The organism is Klebsiella sp. K47 (assembly GCF_051858335.1).
GTDB lineage: Bacteria > Pseudomonadota > Gammaproteobacteria > Enterobacterales > Enterobacteriaceae > Klebsiella > Klebsiella pneumoniae.
The window spans coordinates 1-14,094 of the sequence record NZ_JBPYUI010000043.1; the positions used below are offsets into that span (position 1 = coordinate 1).

30 protein-coding genes are annotated in these 14,094 nt (G+C 50.9%); 29 read left to right on the forward strand and 1 reads right to left on the reverse strand.

What is annotated here, in order from left to right; all coding sequences use genetic code 11:
- From RRF55_RS25530 to bfr, 3 genes are all read left to right on the forward strand, one after another.
- Window positions 1-98, forward strand: a 98-nt coding sequence (locus tag RRF55_RS25530) for an elongation factor Tu (RefSeq protein WP_072082015.1), incomplete at its 5' end; no start/stop codon positions are given.
- A 180-nt stretch (window positions 99-278) separates the two neighbouring features.
- Complete coding sequence (bfd, locus tag RRF55_RS25535; protein ID WP_004152415.1) at window positions 279-473, forward strand: bacterioferritin-associated ferredoxin; 195 nt, start codon at window positions 279-281, stop codon at window positions 471-473.
- Window positions 474-546: 73 nt separating this feature from the next.
- The gene (gene bfr / locus RRF55_RS25540) at window positions 547-1,023 is read left to right on the forward strand and encodes a bacterioferritin (protein ID WP_002919971.1); all 477 of its coding nucleotides are present in this window, start codon (window positions 547-549) and stop codon (window positions 1,021-1,023) included.
- On the opposite strand, the gene RRF55_RS25545 is transcribed toward bfr, so the two are convergent.
- Complete coding sequence (locus tag RRF55_RS25545; protein ID WP_020801891.1) at window positions 1,007-1,492, reverse strand: prepilin peptidase; 486 nt, start codon at window positions 1,490-1,492, stop codon at window positions 1,007-1,009. The two genes, bfr and RRF55_RS25545, sit on opposite strands and share 17 nt — an antisense overlap.
- Before the next feature lie 382 nt (window positions 1,493-1,874).
- On the opposite strand from RRF55_RS25545, the gene rpsJ reads away from it, so the two are divergent.
- The 26 genes from rpsJ to rpsD all read left to right on the forward strand — a co-directional run bounded on the left by rpsJ (window position 1,875) and on the right by rpsD (window position 14,090).
- Window positions 1,875-2,186, forward strand: a complete 312-nt coding sequence (gene rpsJ / locus RRF55_RS25550) for a 30S ribosomal protein S10 (protein ID WP_001181005.1) — start codon at window positions 1,875-1,877, stop codon at window positions 2,184-2,186.
- Between the two features lie 32 nt (window positions 2,187-2,218).
- Window positions 2,219-2,848, forward strand: a complete 630-nt coding sequence (gene rplC / locus RRF55_RS25555) for a 50S ribosomal protein L3 (RefSeq protein WP_002919796.1) — start codon at window positions 2,219-2,221, stop codon at window positions 2,846-2,848.
- Between the two features lie 10 nt (window positions 2,849-2,858).
- Complete coding sequence (rplD, locus tag RRF55_RS25560) at window positions 2,859-3,464, forward strand: 50S ribosomal protein L4 (RefSeq protein ID WP_002919794.1); 606 nt, start codon at window positions 2,859-2,861, stop codon at window positions 3,462-3,464.
- Window positions 3,461-3,763: a 50S ribosomal protein L23 gene (gene rplW, locus RRF55_RS25565; RefSeq protein WP_000617546.1), complete on the forward strand. Its 303-nt coding sequence runs from the start codon at window positions 3,461-3,463 to the stop codon at window positions 3,761-3,763. Before rplD ends, rplW begins: the two co-directional genes overlap by 4 nt.
- Before the next feature lie 17 nt (window positions 3,764-3,780).
- Window positions 3,781-4,602, forward strand: a complete 822-nt coding sequence (gene rplB / locus RRF55_RS25570; RefSeq protein ID WP_002919786.1) for a 50S ribosomal protein L2 — start codon at window positions 3,781-3,783, stop codon at window positions 4,600-4,602.
- Between the two features lie 16 nt (window positions 4,603-4,618).
- Window positions 4,619-4,897: a 30S ribosomal protein S19 gene (gene rpsS, locus RRF55_RS25575; RefSeq protein WP_001138115.1), complete on the forward strand. Its 279-nt coding sequence runs from the start codon at window positions 4,619-4,621 to the stop codon at window positions 4,895-4,897.
- Between the two features lie 14 nt (window positions 4,898-4,911).
- A complete protein-coding gene (gene rplV, locus RRF55_RS25580; RefSeq protein ID WP_002919773.1) occupies window positions 4,912-5,244 on the forward strand; it encodes a 50S ribosomal protein L22 in 333 nt (110 codons plus the stop codon).
- A gap of 17 nt (window positions 5,245-5,261) precedes the next feature.
- Window positions 5,262-5,960, forward strand: coding sequence for a 30S ribosomal protein S3 (gene rpsC, locus RRF55_RS25585; RefSeq protein ID WP_002919766.1), 699 nt, complete (start codon window positions 5,262-5,264; stop codon window positions 5,958-5,960).
- A gap of 12 nt (window positions 5,961-5,972) precedes the next feature.
- Window positions 5,973-6,383 carry a 50S ribosomal protein L16 gene (rplP, locus tag RRF55_RS25590; protein ID WP_002919759.1) on the forward strand — a complete coding sequence of 137 codons (411 nt, stop codon included), beginning with the start codon at window positions 5,973-5,975 and terminating at the stop codon, window positions 6,381-6,383.
- Window positions 6,383-6,574, forward strand: a complete 192-nt coding sequence (gene rpmC, locus RRF55_RS25595) for a 50S ribosomal protein L29 (RefSeq protein ID WP_002919754.1) — start codon at window positions 6,383-6,385, stop codon at window positions 6,572-6,574. Before rplP ends, rpmC begins: the two co-directional genes overlap by 1 nt.
- Entirely contained in the window at window positions 6,574-6,828 is a 255-nt protein-coding gene (gene rpsQ, locus RRF55_RS25600; protein WP_002919751.1) for a 30S ribosomal protein S17, read from the forward strand. The genes rpmC and rpsQ overlap by 1 nt, the downstream gene beginning before the upstream one ends.
- 165 nt (window positions 6,829-6,993) lie before the next feature.
- Window positions 6,994-7,365: a 50S ribosomal protein L14 gene (rplN, locus tag RRF55_RS25605; protein ID WP_002919748.1), complete on the forward strand. Its 372-nt coding sequence runs from the start codon at window positions 6,994-6,996 to the stop codon at window positions 7,363-7,365.
- A 10-nt stretch (window positions 7,366-7,375) separates the two neighbouring features.
- Window positions 7,376-7,690 (forward strand): 50S ribosomal protein L24, encoded by a 315-nt coding sequence (rplX, locus tag RRF55_RS25610; RefSeq protein WP_000729185.1) that lies wholly within the window; start codon window positions 7,376-7,378, stop codon window positions 7,688-7,690.
- Window positions 7,691-7,704: 14 nt separating this feature from the next.
- On the forward strand, window positions 7,705-8,244 hold the full coding sequence (gene rplE / locus RRF55_RS25615; protein ID WP_001096200.1) for a 50S ribosomal protein L5: 540 nt from the start codon (window positions 7,705-7,707) through the stop codon (window positions 8,242-8,244).
- A gap of 14 nt (window positions 8,245-8,258) precedes the next feature.
- Complete coding sequence (gene rpsN, locus RRF55_RS25620; protein ID WP_002919667.1) at window positions 8,259-8,564, forward strand: 30S ribosomal protein S14; 306 nt, start codon at window positions 8,259-8,261, stop codon at window positions 8,562-8,564.
- 33 nt (window positions 8,565-8,597) lie between these two features.
- Complete coding sequence (gene rpsH / locus RRF55_RS25625) at window positions 8,598-8,990, forward strand: 30S ribosomal protein S8 (protein WP_002919665.1); 393 nt, start codon at window positions 8,598-8,600, stop codon at window positions 8,988-8,990.
- Between the two features lie 12 nt (window positions 8,991-9,002).
- Window positions 9,003-9,536 carry a 50S ribosomal protein L6 gene (rplF, locus tag RRF55_RS25630; protein WP_002919662.1) on the forward strand — a complete coding sequence of 178 codons (534 nt, stop codon included), beginning with the start codon at window positions 9,003-9,005 and terminating at the stop codon, window positions 9,534-9,536.
- A 9-nt stretch (window positions 9,537-9,545) separates the two neighbouring features.
- Window positions 9,546-9,899: a 50S ribosomal protein L18 gene (gene rplR / locus RRF55_RS25635; RefSeq protein WP_000358960.1), complete on the forward strand. Its 354-nt coding sequence runs from the start codon at window positions 9,546-9,548 to the stop codon at window positions 9,897-9,899.
- 14 nt (window positions 9,900-9,913) lie between these two features.
- A complete protein-coding gene (gene rpsE / locus RRF55_RS25640; RefSeq protein ID WP_002919545.1) occupies window positions 9,914-10,417 on the forward strand; it encodes a 30S ribosomal protein S5 in 504 nt (167 codons plus the stop codon).
- 3 nt (window positions 10,418-10,420) lie between these two features.
- Entirely contained in the window at window positions 10,421-10,600 is a 180-nt protein-coding gene (gene rpmD, locus RRF55_RS25645) for a 50S ribosomal protein L30 (RefSeq protein ID WP_001140434.1), read from the forward strand.
- Between the two features lie 3 nt (window positions 10,601-10,603).
- Entirely contained in the window at window positions 10,604-11,038 is a 435-nt protein-coding gene (gene rplO, locus RRF55_RS25650; protein ID WP_002919516.1) for a 50S ribosomal protein L15, read from the forward strand.
- Between the two features lie 7 nt (window positions 11,039-11,045).
- A complete protein-coding gene (secY, locus tag RRF55_RS25655; protein WP_002919515.1) occupies window positions 11,046-12,377 on the forward strand; it encodes a preprotein translocase subunit SecY in 1,332 nt (443 codons plus the stop codon).
- 33 nt (window positions 12,378-12,410) lie between these two features.
- Complete coding sequence (gene rpmJ, locus RRF55_RS25660; RefSeq protein WP_000868187.1) at window positions 12,411-12,527, forward strand: 50S ribosomal protein L36; 117 nt, start codon at window positions 12,411-12,413, stop codon at window positions 12,525-12,527.
- A gap of 146 nt (window positions 12,528-12,673) precedes the next feature.
- A complete protein-coding gene (gene rpsM, locus RRF55_RS25665; RefSeq protein ID WP_002919259.1) occupies window positions 12,674-13,030 on the forward strand; it encodes a 30S ribosomal protein S13 in 357 nt (118 codons plus the stop codon).
- A gap of 16 nt (window positions 13,031-13,046) precedes the next feature.
- Window positions 13,047-13,436, forward strand: a complete 390-nt coding sequence (gene rpsK, locus RRF55_RS25670) for a 30S ribosomal protein S11 (protein ID WP_002919257.1) — start codon at window positions 13,047-13,049, stop codon at window positions 13,434-13,436.
- A gap of 33 nt (window positions 13,437-13,469) precedes the next feature.
- Entirely contained in the window at window positions 13,470-14,090 is a 621-nt protein-coding gene (gene rpsD, locus RRF55_RS25675) for a 30S ribosomal protein S4 (protein WP_002919224.1), read from the forward strand.
- Window positions 14,091-14,094 lie beyond the last annotated feature (4 nt).

The window sequence follows — 14,094 nt, forward strand, 5'->3', positions numbered from 1 at the left end:
TGATCCACCCGATCGCGATGGACGACGGTCTGCGTTTCGCAATCCGTGAAGGCGGCCGTACCGTTGGCGCGGGCGTTGTAGCTAAAGTTCTGGGCTAATTCGTTAGCTTTGAATTAAAAAGGGCGCTTCGGCGCCCTTTTTGCTGTCTGTCATTCAGCGAAAAACGGATTTTTGCTGGCTATTCATATCGTGCGTTGCGGCGGATAATGAGCAAATGGTCTATTGTAATCATAACCATTCTCATTTAATATTTGTGCATAAATTGAACGGGAGTTTCTATGTACGTTTGTTTGTGCAATGGCGTCAGCGATAAAAAAATTCGTCAGGTTGTGCGCCAGTTTCAACCGCAATCTTTTCAGCAATTACGTAAGTTTGTTCCCGTGGGAAATCAATGCGGTAAGTGTGTTCGTGCCGCGCGTGAAGTGATGGAAGATGAATTAACCACCATGCCGGAATTCAAAGAAATCGCCTGAAGTCCACGCTTCTCTTTTGACATCCCTATAGGCCGGACTACGCTTCAATGAGTGGAAGCGGAGGGACTATATAATGAAAGGTGATGTCAAAATCATAAGTTATCTCAATAAATTATTGGGAAATGAGCTAGTCGCAATTAATCAGTACTTTCTTCATGCGAGAATGTTTAAAAATTGGGGCCTGATGCGCCTCAACGATATTGAGTACCACGAATCCATCGACGAAATGAAGCACGCCGATAAGTATATCGAGCGTATTCTTTTTCTCGAAGGTATCCCTAATCTGCAGGATCTCGGCAAACTTGGCATCGGTGAAGATGTGGAAGAGATGCTGCGGTCCGATTTGAGGCTGGAGCTGGAAGGGGCGCAAAATTTGCGTGAGGCTATTGCCTATGCCGACAGCGTCCATGACTACGTCAGCCGCGATATGATGATTGAGATCCTGGCGGATGAAGAAGGCCATATCGACTGGCTGGAAACCGAACTCGATTTGATTGGCAAAATCGGTCTGCAAAATTACCTGCAGTCGCAGATCAAAGTGTCAGATTAGCCAGCGTCTGCCACCCGCACCAAAAACCCGCGGCCGCCAGGAATGGCCCAAACGGCAGCGGGTTGCTTCTTCTCCATTTGCTCCTCCCGCCGCAACTGGCGTATAAACCTGCTCCTGCCCACGCTATGCCGGCGAGTAGCGAGGCAACCAGGACCAACTGCGGCAGCAATCGCCAGCCATGCCAGGCGCCGAGGGCGGCAAGATATTTTATATCTCCATAACCCAACCCTTCATAGCCGCGGATACCGCGGTATAGCCAGTAAATCGCAGCCAAAGAGAGATAGCCCGCTATCGCCCCCCAGACGGCATCATGCAGCTGGTGCGGCGCCAGACAGAGATAAAAAAGTAAACCACTCCACAGCAGGGGACAGGTGTAACGGTCGGGCAGCAGACCGTGGCGCAGATCCTGGTGGCATAATGCCACGGTCAAACCGCTATAGCACAGCAAGAAGGGGAGGGCGGCGAGCATAGTGACCCCGCAATGATCGATGAACATTGCGTCACTATGCTCATCCTCTCCCGTTCAGCACAAAAGGCATTTTCCGGGAATGGATCCCACAATCCGCGCTCTTACTCCGCATTGCAGCCCCGTACAGCGCGCTAACGCGAAGGCGCGCAAATCCTGGTGATGATTTTCTAAACAGCACTTGCGTCGCGCCAGAATTTGCGTATAATGCGCGGGCCTGTCAAAGTTGACGGCCGGTTCAATATGAACCCTGGTAATCGCATTTGGGTTATCAAACAATGTCCCCAATCGGGGGACTATGTAAGAACGGTTACACTCTCCCATCAATCGTAATGGGTATGAGGAGTAATCATTTCGTCTATAAAATAATTGGAGCTCTGGTCTCATGCAGAACCAAAGAATCCGTATCCGCCTGAAAGCGTTTGATCATCGTCTGATCGATCAATCAACCGCGGAAATCGTCGAGACTGCTAAGCGCACTGGTGCGCAAGTCCGTGGTCCGATCCCGCTGCCGACCCGCAAAGAGCGCTTTACCGTTCTGATCTCCCCGCACGTCAACAAAGACGCGCGTGACCAGTACGAAATTCGCACTCACAAGCGTCTGGTTGACATCGTTGAGCCAACTGAAAAAACCGTTGATGCTCTGATGCGTCTGGATCTGGCTGCCGGTGTAGACGTGCAGATCAGCCTGGGTTAATCAGGTCATCGAGCGATTGAGAGGTTGAAACAATGATTGGTTTAGTCGGTAAAAAAGTGGGCATGACCCGCATCTTCACTGAAGATGGCGTTTCTATCCCAGTAACCGTAATCGAAGTTGAAGCAAACCGTGTTACTCAGGTTAAAGACCTGGCTAACGATGGCTACCGCGCAATCCAGGTTACCACCGGTGCTAAAAAAGCTAACCGTGTAACCAAGCCGGAAGCGGGTCACTTCGCTAAAGCTGGCGTTGAAGCTGGCCGTGGTCTGTGGGAATTCCGTCTGGCTGACGGCGAAGAATTCACCGTAGGTCAGAACATTAGCGTTGAACTGTTTGCTGACGTTAAAAAAGTTGACGTAACCGGTACCTCTAAAGGTAAAGGTTTTGCTGGTACCGTTAAGCGCTGGAACTTCCGTACCCAGGACGCTACTCACGGTAACTCCTTGTCCCACCGCGTTCCGGGTTCTATCGGTCAGAACCAGACTCCGGGCAAAGTGTTCAAAGGCAAGAAAATGGCAGGTCAGCTGGGTAATGAGCGTGTAACCGTTCAGAGCCTGGACGTAGTACGTGTTGACGCTGAGCGCAACCTGCTGCTGGTTAAAGGTGCTGTCCCGGGTGCGACCGGTAGCGACCTGATCGTTAAACCAGCTGTGAAGGCGTGAGGAGATAGCAATGGAATTAGTATTGAAAGACGCGCAGAGCGCGCTGACTGTTTCCGAAACTACCTTCGGTCGTGATTTCAACGAAGCGCTGGTTCACCAGGTTGTTGTTGCTTATGCAGCCGGTGCGCGTCAGGGCACTCGTGCTCAGAAGACTCGTGCTGAAATCACTGGCTCCGGTAAAAAACCGTGGCGCCAGAAAGGTACCGGCCGTGCGCGTTCTGGTTCTATCAAGAGCCCGATCTGGCGTTCCGGTGGCGTGACCTTCGCTGCTCGTCCGCAGGACCACAGTCAAAAAGTTAACAAGAAGATGTACCGCGGCGCGCTGAAAAGCATTCTGTCCGAACTGGTACGTCAGGATCGTCTGATCGTTGTCGAGAAGTTCTCTGTTGAAGCGCCGAAAACTAAGCTGCTGGCACAGAAACTGAAAGACATGGCTCTGGAAGATGTGCTGATCATCACCGGTGAGCTGGACGAGAACCTGTTCCTGGCCGCACGTAACCTGCATAAGGTTGACGTACGTGATGCGAACGGTATCGACCCGGTTAGCCTGATCGCCTTCGACAAAGTCGTAATGACTGCTGATGCTGTTAAGCAAGTTGAGGAGATGCTGGCATGATTCGTGAAGAACGTCTGCTGAAGGTGCTGCGCGCACCGCACGTTTCTGAAAAAGCGTCTACTGCGATGGAAAAAACAAACACCATCGTTCTCAAAGTTGCTAAAGACGCGACCAAAGCAGAAATCAAAGCTGCTGTGCAGAAACTGTTTGAAGTCGAAGTCGAAGTCGTTAACACCCTGGTTGTTAAAGGGAAAGTTAAACGTCACGGACAGCGTATCGGTCGTCGTAGCGACTGGAAAAAAGCTTACGTCACCCTGAAAGAAGGCCAGAATCTGGACTTCGTTGGCGGCGCTGAGTAAGTCGGAGGAGTAATACAATGGCAGTTGTTAAATGTAAACCGACATCTCCGGGTCGTCGCCACGTCGTTAAAGTGGTTAACCCAGAGCTGCACAAGGGCAAACCTTTTGCTCCGTTGCTGGAAAAAAACAGCAAATCCGGTGGTCGTAACAACAATGGCCGTATCACCACCCGTCATATCGGTGGTGGCCACAAGCAGGCTTACCGTATTGTTGACTTCAAACGCAACAAAGATGGTATCCCGGCAGTTGTTGAACGTCTTGAGTACGATCCGAACCGCTCCGCGAACATCGCGCTGGTTCTGTACAAAGACGGCGAGCGCCGTTACATCCTGGCCCCGAAAGGCCTGAAAGCTGGCGACCAGATTCAGTCTGGCGTTGATGCTGCAATCAAAGCAGGCAACACCCTGCCGATGCGCAATATCCCGGTTGGTTCTACCGTTCATAACGTAGAAATGAAACCAGGTAAAGGCGGTCAGCTGGCTCGTTCCGCTGGTACTTACGTTCAGATCGTTGCTCGTGACGGTGCTTATGTCACCCTGCGTCTGCGTTCTGGTGAAATGCGTAAAGTCGAAGCAGACTGCCGCGCGACTCTGGGCGAAGTTGGCAATGCTGAGCATATGCTGCGCGTTCTGGGTAAAGCAGGTGCTGCACGCTGGCGTGGTGTTCGTCCTACCGTTCGCGGTACTGCGATGAACCCAGTAGACCACCCACATGGTGGTGGTGAAGGTCGTAACTTTGGTAAGCACCCGGTATCCCCGTGGGGCCTGCAGACCAAAGGTAAGAAGACCCGCAGCAACAAGCGTACTGATAAATTCATCGTACGTCGCCGTAGCAAATAATTTTAGAGGATAAGCCATGCCACGTTCTCTCAAGAAAGGTCCTTTTATTGACCTGCACTTGCTGAAGAAGGTAGAGAAAGCGGTGGAAAGCGGAGACAAGAAGCCCCTGCGCACTTGGTCCCGTCGTTCAACGATCTTTCCTAACATGATCGGTTTGACCATCGCTGTCCATAATGGTCGTCAGCACGTTCCAGTATTTGTTTCCGACGAAATGGTCGGTCACAAACTGGGTGAATTCGCACCGACTCGTACTTATCGCGGCCACGCTGCTGATAAAAAAGCGAAGAAGAAATAAGGTAGGAGGAAGAGATGGAAACTTTAGCTCAACATCGCCATGCTCGTTCTTCTGCTCAGAAGGTTCGCCTTGTAGCTGACCTGATTCGCGGTAAGAAAGTGTCGCAGGCCCTGGATATTCTGACCTACACCAACAAAAAAGCTGCTGTACTGGTCAAGAAGGTACTGGAATCTGCCATTGCTAACGCTGAACACAACGATGGCGCTGACATTGATGATCTGAAAGTTGCGAAAATTTTCGTAGACGAAGGCCCGAGCATGAAGCGCATTATGCCGCGTGCTAAAGGTCGTGCAGATCGCATCCTGAAGCGCACCAGCCACATCACTGTGGTTGTGTCCGATCGCTGAGACTCTGGAGACTAGCAATGGGTCAGAAAGTACATCCTAATGGTATTCGCCTGGGTATTGTCAAACCATGGAACTCTACCTGGTTCGCGAACACCAAAGAATTCGCTGACAACCTGGACAGCGATTTTAAAGTACGTCAGTTCCTGACTAAAGAACTGGCTAAAGCGTCTGTATCTCGCATCGTTATCGAGCGTCCGGCTAAGAGCATCCGTGTGACCATTCACACCGCTCGCCCGGGTATCGTTATCGGTAAGAAAGGCGAAGACGTAGAAAAACTGCGCAAGGTCGTAGCGGATATCGCTGGCGTACCTGCACAGATCAATATCGCCGAAGTTCGTAAACCTGAACTGGACGCAAAACTGGTTGCTGACAGCATCACTTCTCAGCTGGAACGTCGCGTTATGTTCCGTCGTGCGATGAAGCGTGCTGTACAGAACGCAATGCGTCTGGGCGCTAAAGGTATCAAAGTTGAAGTTAGCGGCCGTCTGGGCGGCGCGGAAATCGCACGTACCGAATGGTACCGTGAAGGTCGCGTACCGCTGCACACTCTGCGTGCTGACATCGACTACAACACCTCTGAAGCGCACACCACTTACGGTGTAATCGGCGTTAAGGTATGGATCTTCAAAGGTGAGATCCTGGGTGGTATGGCTGCTGTTGAACAACCGGAACCGGCTGCTCAACCTAAAAAGCAGCAGCGTAAAGGCCGTAAATAAGGAGCGTCGCTGATGTTACAACCAAAGCGTACAAAATTCCGTAAAGTGCACAAAGGCCGCAACCGTGGTCTGGCGCAGGGTACGGATGTTAGCTTCGGCACTTTCGGTCTGAAAGCTGTTGGCCGTGGTCGTCTGACTGCACGTCAGATCGAAGCAGCACGTCGTGCTATGACCCGTGCAGTTAAGCGTCAAGGTAAGATCTGGATCCGTGTATTCCCGGACAAACCGATCACCGAGAAGCCGCTGGAAGTTCGTATGGGTAAAGGTAAAGGTAACGTGGAGTACTGGGTTGCCTTGATTCAGCCGGGTAAAGTCCTGTATGAAATGGACGGTGTACCGGAAGAGCTGGCCCGTGAAGCATTCGGCCTGGCAGCAGCGAAACTGCCGATCAAAACCACCTTTGTAACTAAGACGGTGATGTAATGAAAGCAAAAGAGCTGCGTGAAAAAAGCGTTGAAGAGCTGAACGCTGAGCTGCTGAACCTGCTGCGTGAGCAGTTCAACCTGCGCATGCAGGCTGCAAGTGGCCAGCTGCAACAGACTCATCTGCTGAAGCAAGTGCGTCGTGATGTTGCACGCGTTAAGACTTTACTGACTCAGAAGGCGGGTGCGTAATGACCGATAAAATCCGTACTCTGCAAGGTCGCGTAGTTAGCGACAAAATGGAGAAATCCATTGTTGTTGCTATCGAACGTATGGTGAAACACCCGGTTTACGGTAAATTCATCAAACGTACGACCAAACTGCACGTACATGACGAGAACAACGAATGCGGTATCGGCGACAAGGTTGAAATCCGCGAATGCCGTCCGCTGTCCAAGACTAAGTCCTGGACGCTGGTTCGCGTTGTAGAGAAAGCGGTTCTGTAATAGAGTACGCATTCTCGATACGGATAAACGGCTCAGCGATGAGCCGTTTATTTTTTCTACCCATATCTGGTTTGTGGTGTTATAATGCCGCGCCCTCGATATGGGGCTTTTTAACGACCCTAATTTTCGGGTCTCAGTAGTAGTTGACATTAGCGGAGCACTAAAATGATCCAAGAACAGACTATGCTGAACGTCGCCGACAACTCCGGTGCACGTCGCGTAATGTGTATCAAGGTTCTGGGTGGCTCGCACCGTCGCTACGCAGGCGTAGGCGACATCATCAAGATCACCATCAAAGAAGCAATTCCGCGTGGTAAGGTCAAAAAAGGTGATGTGCTGAAGGCGGTAGTGGTGCGCACCAAGAAGGGTGTTCGTCGCCCGGACGGTTCTGTCATTCGCTTCGATGGTAATGCATGCGTTATTCTGAACAATAACAGCGAGCAGCCTATCGGTACGCGTATTTTTGGGCCGGTAACTCGTGAACTTCGTACCGAGAAGTTCATGAAAATTATCTCTCTGGCACCAGAAGTACTCTAAGGAGCGAATCATGGCAGCGAAAATCCGTCGTGATGACGAAGTTATCGTGTTAACCGGTAAAGATAAAGGTAAGCGCGGTAAAGTTAAGAATGTCCTGTCTTCCGGCAAGGTCATTGTTGAAGGTATCAACCTGGTTAAGAAACACCAGAAGCCGGTTCCGGCTCTGAACCAACCAGGCGGCATCGTTGAAAAAGAAGCTGCAATTCAGGTTTCTAACGTTGCAATCTTCAATGCGGCAACCGGCAAGGCTGACCGTGTAGGCTTTAGATTCGAAGACGGTAAAAAAGTCCGTTTCTTCAAGTCTAACAGCGAAACTATCAAGTAATTTGGAGTAGTACGATGGCGAAACTGCATGATTACTACAAAGACGAAGTAGTTAAGAAACTCATGACTGAGTTTAACTACAATTCTGTCATGCAAGTCCCTCGGGTCGAGAAGATCACCCTGAACATGGGTGTTGGTGAAGCGATCGCTGACAAGAAACTGCTGGATAACGCAGCAGCTGACCTGGCAGCAATCTCCGGTCAAAAACCGCTGATCACCAAAGCACGCAAATCAGTTGCAGGCTTCAAAATCCGTCAGGGCTATCCGATCGGCTGTAAAGTAACTCTGCGTGGCGAACGCATGTGGGAGTTCTTTGAGCGCCTGATCACTATTGCTGTACCGCGTATTCGTGACTTCCGCGGCCTGTCCGCTAAGTCTTTCGACGGTCGTGGCAACTACAGCATGGGTGTCCGTGAGCAGATCATCTTCCCAGAAATCGACTACGATAAAGTCGACCGCGTTCGTGGTTTGGATATTACCATTACCACTACTGCGAAATCTGACGAAGAAGGCCGTGCTCTGCTGGCTGCCTTTGACTTCCCGTTCCGCAAGTAAGGTAGGGTTACTTAATGGCTAAGCAATCAATGAAAGCACGCGAAGTAAAGCGCGTGGCTTTAGCTGATAAATTCTTCGCTAAACGCGCTGAACTGAAAGCTATCATCTCTGATGTGAACGCAACCGACGAAGATCGTTGGAATGCCGTTCTCAAGCTGCAGACTCTGCCGCGTGATTCCAGCCCGTCTCGTCAGCGTAACCGCTGCCGTCAAACAGGTCGTCCGCATGGTTTCCTGCGGAAGTTCGGGTTGAGCCGTATTAAGGTCCGTGAAGCCGCTATGCGCGGTGAAATCCCGGGTCTGAAAAAGGCTAGCTGGTAATTGTCACCAATTGAATCACGGGAGTAAAGACAGATGAGCATGCAAGATCCGATCGCGGATATGCTGACCCGTATCCGTAACGGTCAGGCCGCGAACAAAGCTGCGGTCACCATGCCTTCCTCCAAGCTGAAAGTGGCAATCGCCAACGTGCTGAAGGAAGAAGGTTTTATCGAAGATTTTAAAGTTGAAGGCGACACCAAGCCTGAACTGGAACTTACTCTCAAGTATTTCCAGGGCAAAGCTGTTGTAGAAAGCATTCAGCGTGTCAGCCGCCCAGGTCTGCGCATCTATAAGAAAAAAGATGAGCTGCCGAAAGTTATGGCCGGTCTGGGTATCGCAGTTGTTTCTACCTCTAAAGGTGTTATGACTGATCGTGCAGCGCGCCAGGCTGGTCTTGGTGGCGAAATTATCTGCTACGTAGCCTAATCGGAGGAAAAAATGTCTCGTGTTGCTAAAGCACCGGTCGTTGTTCCTGCCGGCGTTGATGTAAAAATCAACGGTCAGGTTATTACGATCAAAGGTAAAAACGGCGAGCTGACTCGTACTCTCAACGATGCTGTTGAAGTTAAACATGCAGATAATGCACTGACCTTCGGTCCGCGTGATGGTTACGCAGACGGTTGGGCTCAGGCTGGTACCGCGCGTGCCCTGCTGAACTCAATGGTTATCGGTGTTACCGAAGGCTTCACTAAGAAGCTGCAGCTGGTTGGTGTAGGTTATCGTGCAGCGGTCAAAGGGAATGTAGTAAACCTGGCTTTAGGTTTCTCTCACCCGGTTGATCATCAGCTGCCTGCGGGTATCACTGCAGAATGTCCGACTCAGACTGAAATCGTGCTGAAAGGCGCTGATAAGCAGGTGATCGGCCAGGTTGCAGCAGATCTGCGCGCCTACCGTCGTCCTGAGCCTTACAAAGGCAAGGGTGTTCGTTACGCCGACGAAGTCGTGCGTACCAAAGAGGCTAAGAAGAAGTAAGGTAACACTATGGATAAGAAATCTGCTCGTATCCGTCGTGCGACCCGCGCACGCCGCAAGCTCCAGGAGCTGGGCGCAACTCGCCTGGTGGTACATCGTACCCCGCGTCACATTTACGCACAGGTAATTGCACCGAATGGTTCTGAAGTTCTGGTAGCTGCTTCTACTGTAGAAAAAGCTATCGCTGAACAACTGAAGTACACCGGTAACAAAGACGCTGCAGCAGCTGTGGGTAAAGCTGTCGCTGAACGCGCTCTGGAAAAAGGCATCAAAGATGTTTCCTTTGACCGTTCCGGGTTCCAATATCATGGTCGTGTCCAGGCACTGGCAGATGCTGCCCGTGAAGCTGGCCTTCAGTTCTAAGGTAGAGGTGTAAGATGGCTCACATCGAAAAACAAGCTGGCGAACTGCAGGAAAAGCTGATCGCGGTAAACCGCGTATCTAAAACCGTTAAAGGTGGTCGTATTTTCTCCTTCACAGCTCTGACTGTAGTAGGCGATGGTAACGGTCGCGTTGGTTTTGGTTACGGTAAAGCGCGTGAAGTTCCAGCAGCGATCCAGAAAGCGATGGAAAAAGCCCGTCGCAATATGATTAACGTCGCGCTGAACCACGGCACCCTGCAGCACCCGGTTAAGGGTACTCACACGGGTTCTCGTGTATTCATGCAGCCGGCTTCCGAAGGTACCGGTATCATCGCCGGTGGTGCAATGCGCGCCGTTCTGGAAGTCGCTGGGGTTCGTAACGTTCTGGCTAAAGCGTATGGTTCCACTAACCCGATTAACGTGGTTCGTGCAACTATCGACGGTCTGGAAAACATGAAGTCCCCGGATATGGTCGCTGCCAAGCGTGGTAAATCCGTTGAAGAAATTCTGGGGAAATAAACCATGGCAAAGACTATTAAAATTACTCAAACCCGCAGTGCAATCGGTCGTCTGCCGAAACACAAGGCAACGCTGCTTGGCCTGGGTCTGCGTCGTATTGGTCACACCGTAGAGCGCGAGGATACTCCTGCTGTTCGTGGTATGGTCAACGCGGTTTCCTTCATGGTTAAAGTTGAGGAGTAAGAGATGCGTTTAAATACTCTGTCTCCGGCCGAAGGCTCCAAAAAGGCGGGTAAACGCCTGGGTCGTGGTATCGGTTCTGGCCTCGGTAAAACCGGTGGTCGTGGTCACAAAGGTCAGAAATCTCGTTCTGGCGGTGGCGTACGTCGCGGTTTCGAGGGTGGTCAGATGCCTCTGTACCGTCGTCTGCCGAAATTCGGCTTCACTTCTCGTAAAGCGATGATCACCGCAGAGATCCGTCTCTCCGATCTGGCTCACGTAGAAGGCGATGTAGTAGACCTGAACGCGCTGAAAGCGGCTAACATTATCGGTGTCCAGATCGAGTTCGCGAAAGTGATCCTGTCTGGTGAGGTAACTCGTCCGGTAACTGTTCGTGGCCTGCGTGTGACTAAAGGTGCTCGTGCTGCTATCGAAGCTGCTGGCGGTAAAATTGAGGAATAAGTAGCAGATGGCTAAACAACCGGGATTAGATTTTCAAAGTGCCAAAGGTGGCCTTGGCGAACTGAAACGCAGACTTCTGTTTGTGGTCGGTGCGCTGATAGTGTTCCGTATTGGCTCTTTTATTCCGATCCCTGGTATTGATGCCGCTGTACTTGCCAAACTGCTTGAGCAACAGCGAGGCACCATCATTGAAATGTTCAACATGTTCTCTGGTGGTGCTCTCAGCCGTGCTTCTATCTTTGCGCTGGGGATTATGCCGTACATTTCGGCATCGATCATCGTGCAGCTGCTGACGGTGGTTTATCAACCGCTAGCGGAACTGAAGAAAGAAGGGGAGTCTGGTCGTCGTAAGATCAGCCAGTACACCCGCTACGGTACTCTGGTGCTGGCGATATTTCAGTCGATCGGTATTGCTACCGGTCTGCCGAATATGCCTGGTATGCAAGGCCTGGTGATTAATCCAGGCTTTGCATTCTATTTCACCGCTGTTGTCAGTCTGGTCACAGGGACTATGTTCCTGATGTGGCTCGGCGAACAGATCACTGAACGTGGTATCGGTAACGGTATCTCGATCATTATCTTCGCCGGTATCGTTGCGGGACTCCCGCCGGCCATCGCCCATACTATCGAGCAAGCGCGTCAAGGCGACCTGCACTTCCTCCTGTTGCTGTTGGTTGCAGTATTAGTATTTGCAGTGACCTTCTTTGTTGTATTCGTTGAGCGTGGTCAACGCCGCATTGTGGTAAACTACGCGAAACGTCAACAGGGTCGTCGTGTCTATGCTGCACAGAGCACACATTTACCGCTGAAAGTGAATATGGCGGGGGTAATCCCGGCAATCTTCGCTTCCAGTATTATACTGTTCCCGGCAACCATCACGTCATGGTTCGGGGGTGGTACTGGTTGGAACTGGCTGACAACAATTTCGCTGTATTTGCAGCCTGGGCAACCGCTTTATGTGTTACTCTATGCGTCTGCAATCATCTTCTTCTGTTTCTTCTACACGGCGTTGGTTTTCAACCCGCGTGAAACAGCAGATAACCTGAAGAAGTCCGGTGCATTTGTACCAGGAATTCGTCCGGGAGAGCAAACGGCGAAGTATATCGATAAAGTGATGACTCGCCTGACTCTGGTTGGTGCGTTGTACATTACTTTTATCTGCCTGATCCCGGAGTTCATGCGTGACGCGATGAAAGTGCCGTTCTACTTCGGTGGGACCTCGCTGCTTATCGTTGTTGTCGTGATTATGGACTTTATGGCTCAAGTGCAAACTCTGATGATGTCCAGTCAGTATGAGTCTGCATTGAAGAAGGCGAACCTGAAAGGCTACGGCCGTTAAAACTGGTCGCCCGAGAAGTTACGGAGAGTAAAAATGAAAGTTCGTGCTTCCGTCAAGAAATTATGCCGTAACTGCAAAATCGTTAAGCGTGATGGTGTCATCCGTGTGATTTGCAGTGCCGAGCCGAAGCATAAACAGCGCCAAGGCTGATTTTTTCGCATATTTTTCTTGCAAAGTTGGATTGAGCTGGCTAGATTAGCCAGCCAATCTTTTGTATGTCTGTACGTTTCCATTTGAGTATCCTGAAAACGGGCTTTTCAGCATGGTGCGTACATATTAAATAGTAGGAGTGCATAGTGGCCCGTATAGCAGGCATTAACATTCCTGATCACAAACATACCGTTATCGCTTTAACCGCTATTTTCGGTATCGGCAAAACCCGTTCTAAAGCCATCTGCGCTGAAACGGGCATCGCTGAAAATGTTAAGATCAGTGAGCTGTCTGAAGAACAAATTGATATTCTGCGTGAAGCAGTAGGTAAATTTGTCGTTGAAGGTGATCTGCGCCGTGAAATCACCCTGAGCATCAAGCGTCTGATGGACCTTGGTTGCTACCGTGGTTTGCGTCATCGTCGTGGTCTCCCGGTTCGCGGTCAGCGTACCAAGACCAACGCACGTACCCGTAAGGGTCCGCGTAAACCGATCAAGAAATAATCGGGGTGATTGAATAATGGCAAAGGCACCAATTCGTGCACGTAAGCGTGTAAGAAAACAAGTCTCTGACGGCGTGGCTCATATCCATGCTTCTTTTAACAACACCATCGTTACCATCACTGATCGTCAGGGTAACGCACTGGGTTGGGCAACAGCCGGTGGTTCCGGTTTCCGTGGTTCTCGCAAATCCACTCCGTTCGCAGCTCAGGTTGCAGCAGAGCGTTGCGCAGAAGCCGTAAAAGAATACGGCATCAAGAATCTGGAAGTTATGGTCAAAGGTCCGGGTCCGGGTCGCGAATCTACCATTCGTGCACTGAACGCCGCTGGTTTCCGCATCACTAATATTACTGATGTGACTCCGATCCCTCATAACGGTTGTCGTCCGCCGAAAAAACGTCGCGTATAACGCTGCGTTTTCCAGGTTAGTTGGAGAAAGAAAATGGCAAGATATTTGGGTCCTAAGCTCAAGCTGAGCCGTCGTGAGGGCACCGACTTATTCCTTAAGTCTGGCGTTCGCGCGATCGATACCAAGTGTAAAATTGAACAAGCTCCTGGCCAGCACGGTGCGCGTAAGCCGCGTCTGTCTGACTATGGTGTGCAGTTGCGTGAAAAGCAAAAAGTTCGCCGTATGTACGGTGTGCTGGAGCGTCAGTTCCGTAACTACTATAAAGAAGCAGCACGTCTGAAAGGCAACACCGGTGAAAACCTGTTGGCTCTGCTGGAAGGTCGTCTGGACAACGTTGTATACCGTATGGGCTTCGGCGCCACTCGTGCTGAAGCACGCCAGCTGGTTAGCCACAAAGCGATTATGGTAAACGGTCGTGTTGTTAACATCGCTTCTTATCAGGTTAAAGCGAATGACGTTGTCAGCATTCGTGAGAAAGCGAAAAAGCAATCTCGCGTGAAAGCCGCTCTGGAGCTGGCTGAGCAGCGTGAAAAGCCAACCTGGCTGGAAGTTGATGCTGGCAAGATGGAAGGTACGTTCAAGCGTCAGCCGGAGCGTTCTGATCTGTCTGCGGACATTAACGAACACCTGATCGTCGAGCTTTACTCCAAGTAAAGCT

What these genes read in the sequence shown, in the direction of transcription:
- bfd (WP_004152415.1), top strand. Translation starts at nt 279, where the DNA reads ATGTACGTTTGTTTGTGCAATGGCGTCAGCGATAAAAAAATTCGTCAG.
- bfr (WP_002919971.1), top strand. Translation starts at nt 547, where the DNA reads ATGAAAGGTGATGTCAAAATCATAAGTTATCTCAATAAATTATTGGGA.
- RRF55_RS25545 (WP_020801891.1), bottom strand. Translation starts at nt 1,492, where the DNA reads ATGCTCGCCGCCCTCCCCTTCTTGCTGTGCTATAGCGGTTTGACCGTG.
- rpsJ (WP_001181005.1), top strand. Translation starts at nt 1,875, where the DNA reads ATGCAGAACCAAAGAATCCGTATCCGCCTGAAAGCGTTTGATCATCGT.
- rplC (WP_002919796.1), top strand. Translation starts at nt 2,219, where the DNA reads ATGATTGGTTTAGTCGGTAAAAAAGTGGGCATGACCCGCATCTTCACT.
- rplD (WP_002919794.1), top strand. Translation starts at nt 2,859, where the DNA reads ATGGAATTAGTATTGAAAGACGCGCAGAGCGCGCTGACTGTTTCCGAA.
- rplW (WP_000617546.1), top strand. Translation starts at nt 3,461, where the DNA reads ATGATTCGTGAAGAACGTCTGCTGAAGGTGCTGCGCGCACCGCACGTT.
- rplB (WP_002919786.1), top strand. Translation starts at nt 3,781, where the DNA reads ATGGCAGTTGTTAAATGTAAACCGACATCTCCGGGTCGTCGCCACGTC.
- rpsS (WP_001138115.1), top strand. Translation starts at nt 4,619, where the DNA reads ATGCCACGTTCTCTCAAGAAAGGTCCTTTTATTGACCTGCACTTGCTG.
- rplV (WP_002919773.1), top strand. Translation starts at nt 4,912, where the DNA reads ATGGAAACTTTAGCTCAACATCGCCATGCTCGTTCTTCTGCTCAGAAG.
- rpsC (WP_002919766.1), top strand. Translation starts at nt 5,262, where the DNA reads ATGGGTCAGAAAGTACATCCTAATGGTATTCGCCTGGGTATTGTCAAA.
- rplP (WP_002919759.1), top strand. Translation starts at nt 5,973, where the DNA reads ATGTTACAACCAAAGCGTACAAAATTCCGTAAAGTGCACAAAGGCCGC.
- rpmC (WP_002919754.1), top strand. Translation starts at nt 6,383, where the DNA reads ATGAAAGCAAAAGAGCTGCGTGAAAAAAGCGTTGAAGAGCTGAACGCT.
- rpsQ (WP_002919751.1), top strand. Translation starts at nt 6,574, where the DNA reads ATGACCGATAAAATCCGTACTCTGCAAGGTCGCGTAGTTAGCGACAAA.
- rplN (WP_002919748.1), top strand. Translation starts at nt 6,994, where the DNA reads ATGATCCAAGAACAGACTATGCTGAACGTCGCCGACAACTCCGGTGCA.
- rplX (WP_000729185.1), top strand. Translation starts at nt 7,376, where the DNA reads ATGGCAGCGAAAATCCGTCGTGATGACGAAGTTATCGTGTTAACCGGT.
- rplE (WP_001096200.1), top strand. Translation starts at nt 7,705, where the DNA reads ATGGCGAAACTGCATGATTACTACAAAGACGAAGTAGTTAAGAAACTC.
- rpsN (WP_002919667.1), top strand. Translation starts at nt 8,259, where the DNA reads ATGGCTAAGCAATCAATGAAAGCACGCGAAGTAAAGCGCGTGGCTTTA.
- rpsH (WP_002919665.1), top strand. Translation starts at nt 8,598, where the DNA reads ATGAGCATGCAAGATCCGATCGCGGATATGCTGACCCGTATCCGTAAC.
- rplF (WP_002919662.1), top strand. Translation starts at nt 9,003, where the DNA reads ATGTCTCGTGTTGCTAAAGCACCGGTCGTTGTTCCTGCCGGCGTTGAT.
- rplR (WP_000358960.1), top strand. Translation starts at nt 9,546, where the DNA reads ATGGATAAGAAATCTGCTCGTATCCGTCGTGCGACCCGCGCACGCCGC.
- rpsE (WP_002919545.1), top strand. Translation starts at nt 9,914, where the DNA reads ATGGCTCACATCGAAAAACAAGCTGGCGAACTGCAGGAAAAGCTGATC.
- rpmD (WP_001140434.1), top strand. Translation starts at nt 10,421, where the DNA reads ATGGCAAAGACTATTAAAATTACTCAAACCCGCAGTGCAATCGGTCGT.
- rplO (WP_002919516.1), top strand. Translation starts at nt 10,604, where the DNA reads ATGCGTTTAAATACTCTGTCTCCGGCCGAAGGCTCCAAAAAGGCGGGT.
- secY (WP_002919515.1), top strand. Translation starts at nt 11,046, where the DNA reads ATGGCTAAACAACCGGGATTAGATTTTCAAAGTGCCAAAGGTGGCCTT.
- rpmJ (WP_000868187.1), top strand. Translation starts at nt 12,411, where the DNA reads ATGAAAGTTCGTGCTTCCGTCAAGAAATTATGCCGTAACTGCAAAATC.
- rpsK (WP_002919257.1), top strand. Translation starts at nt 13,047, where the DNA reads ATGGCAAAGGCACCAATTCGTGCACGTAAGCGTGTAAGAAAACAAGTC.
- rpsD (WP_002919224.1), top strand. Translation starts at nt 13,470, where the DNA reads ATGGCAAGATATTTGGGTCCTAAGCTCAAGCTGAGCCGTCGTGAGGGC.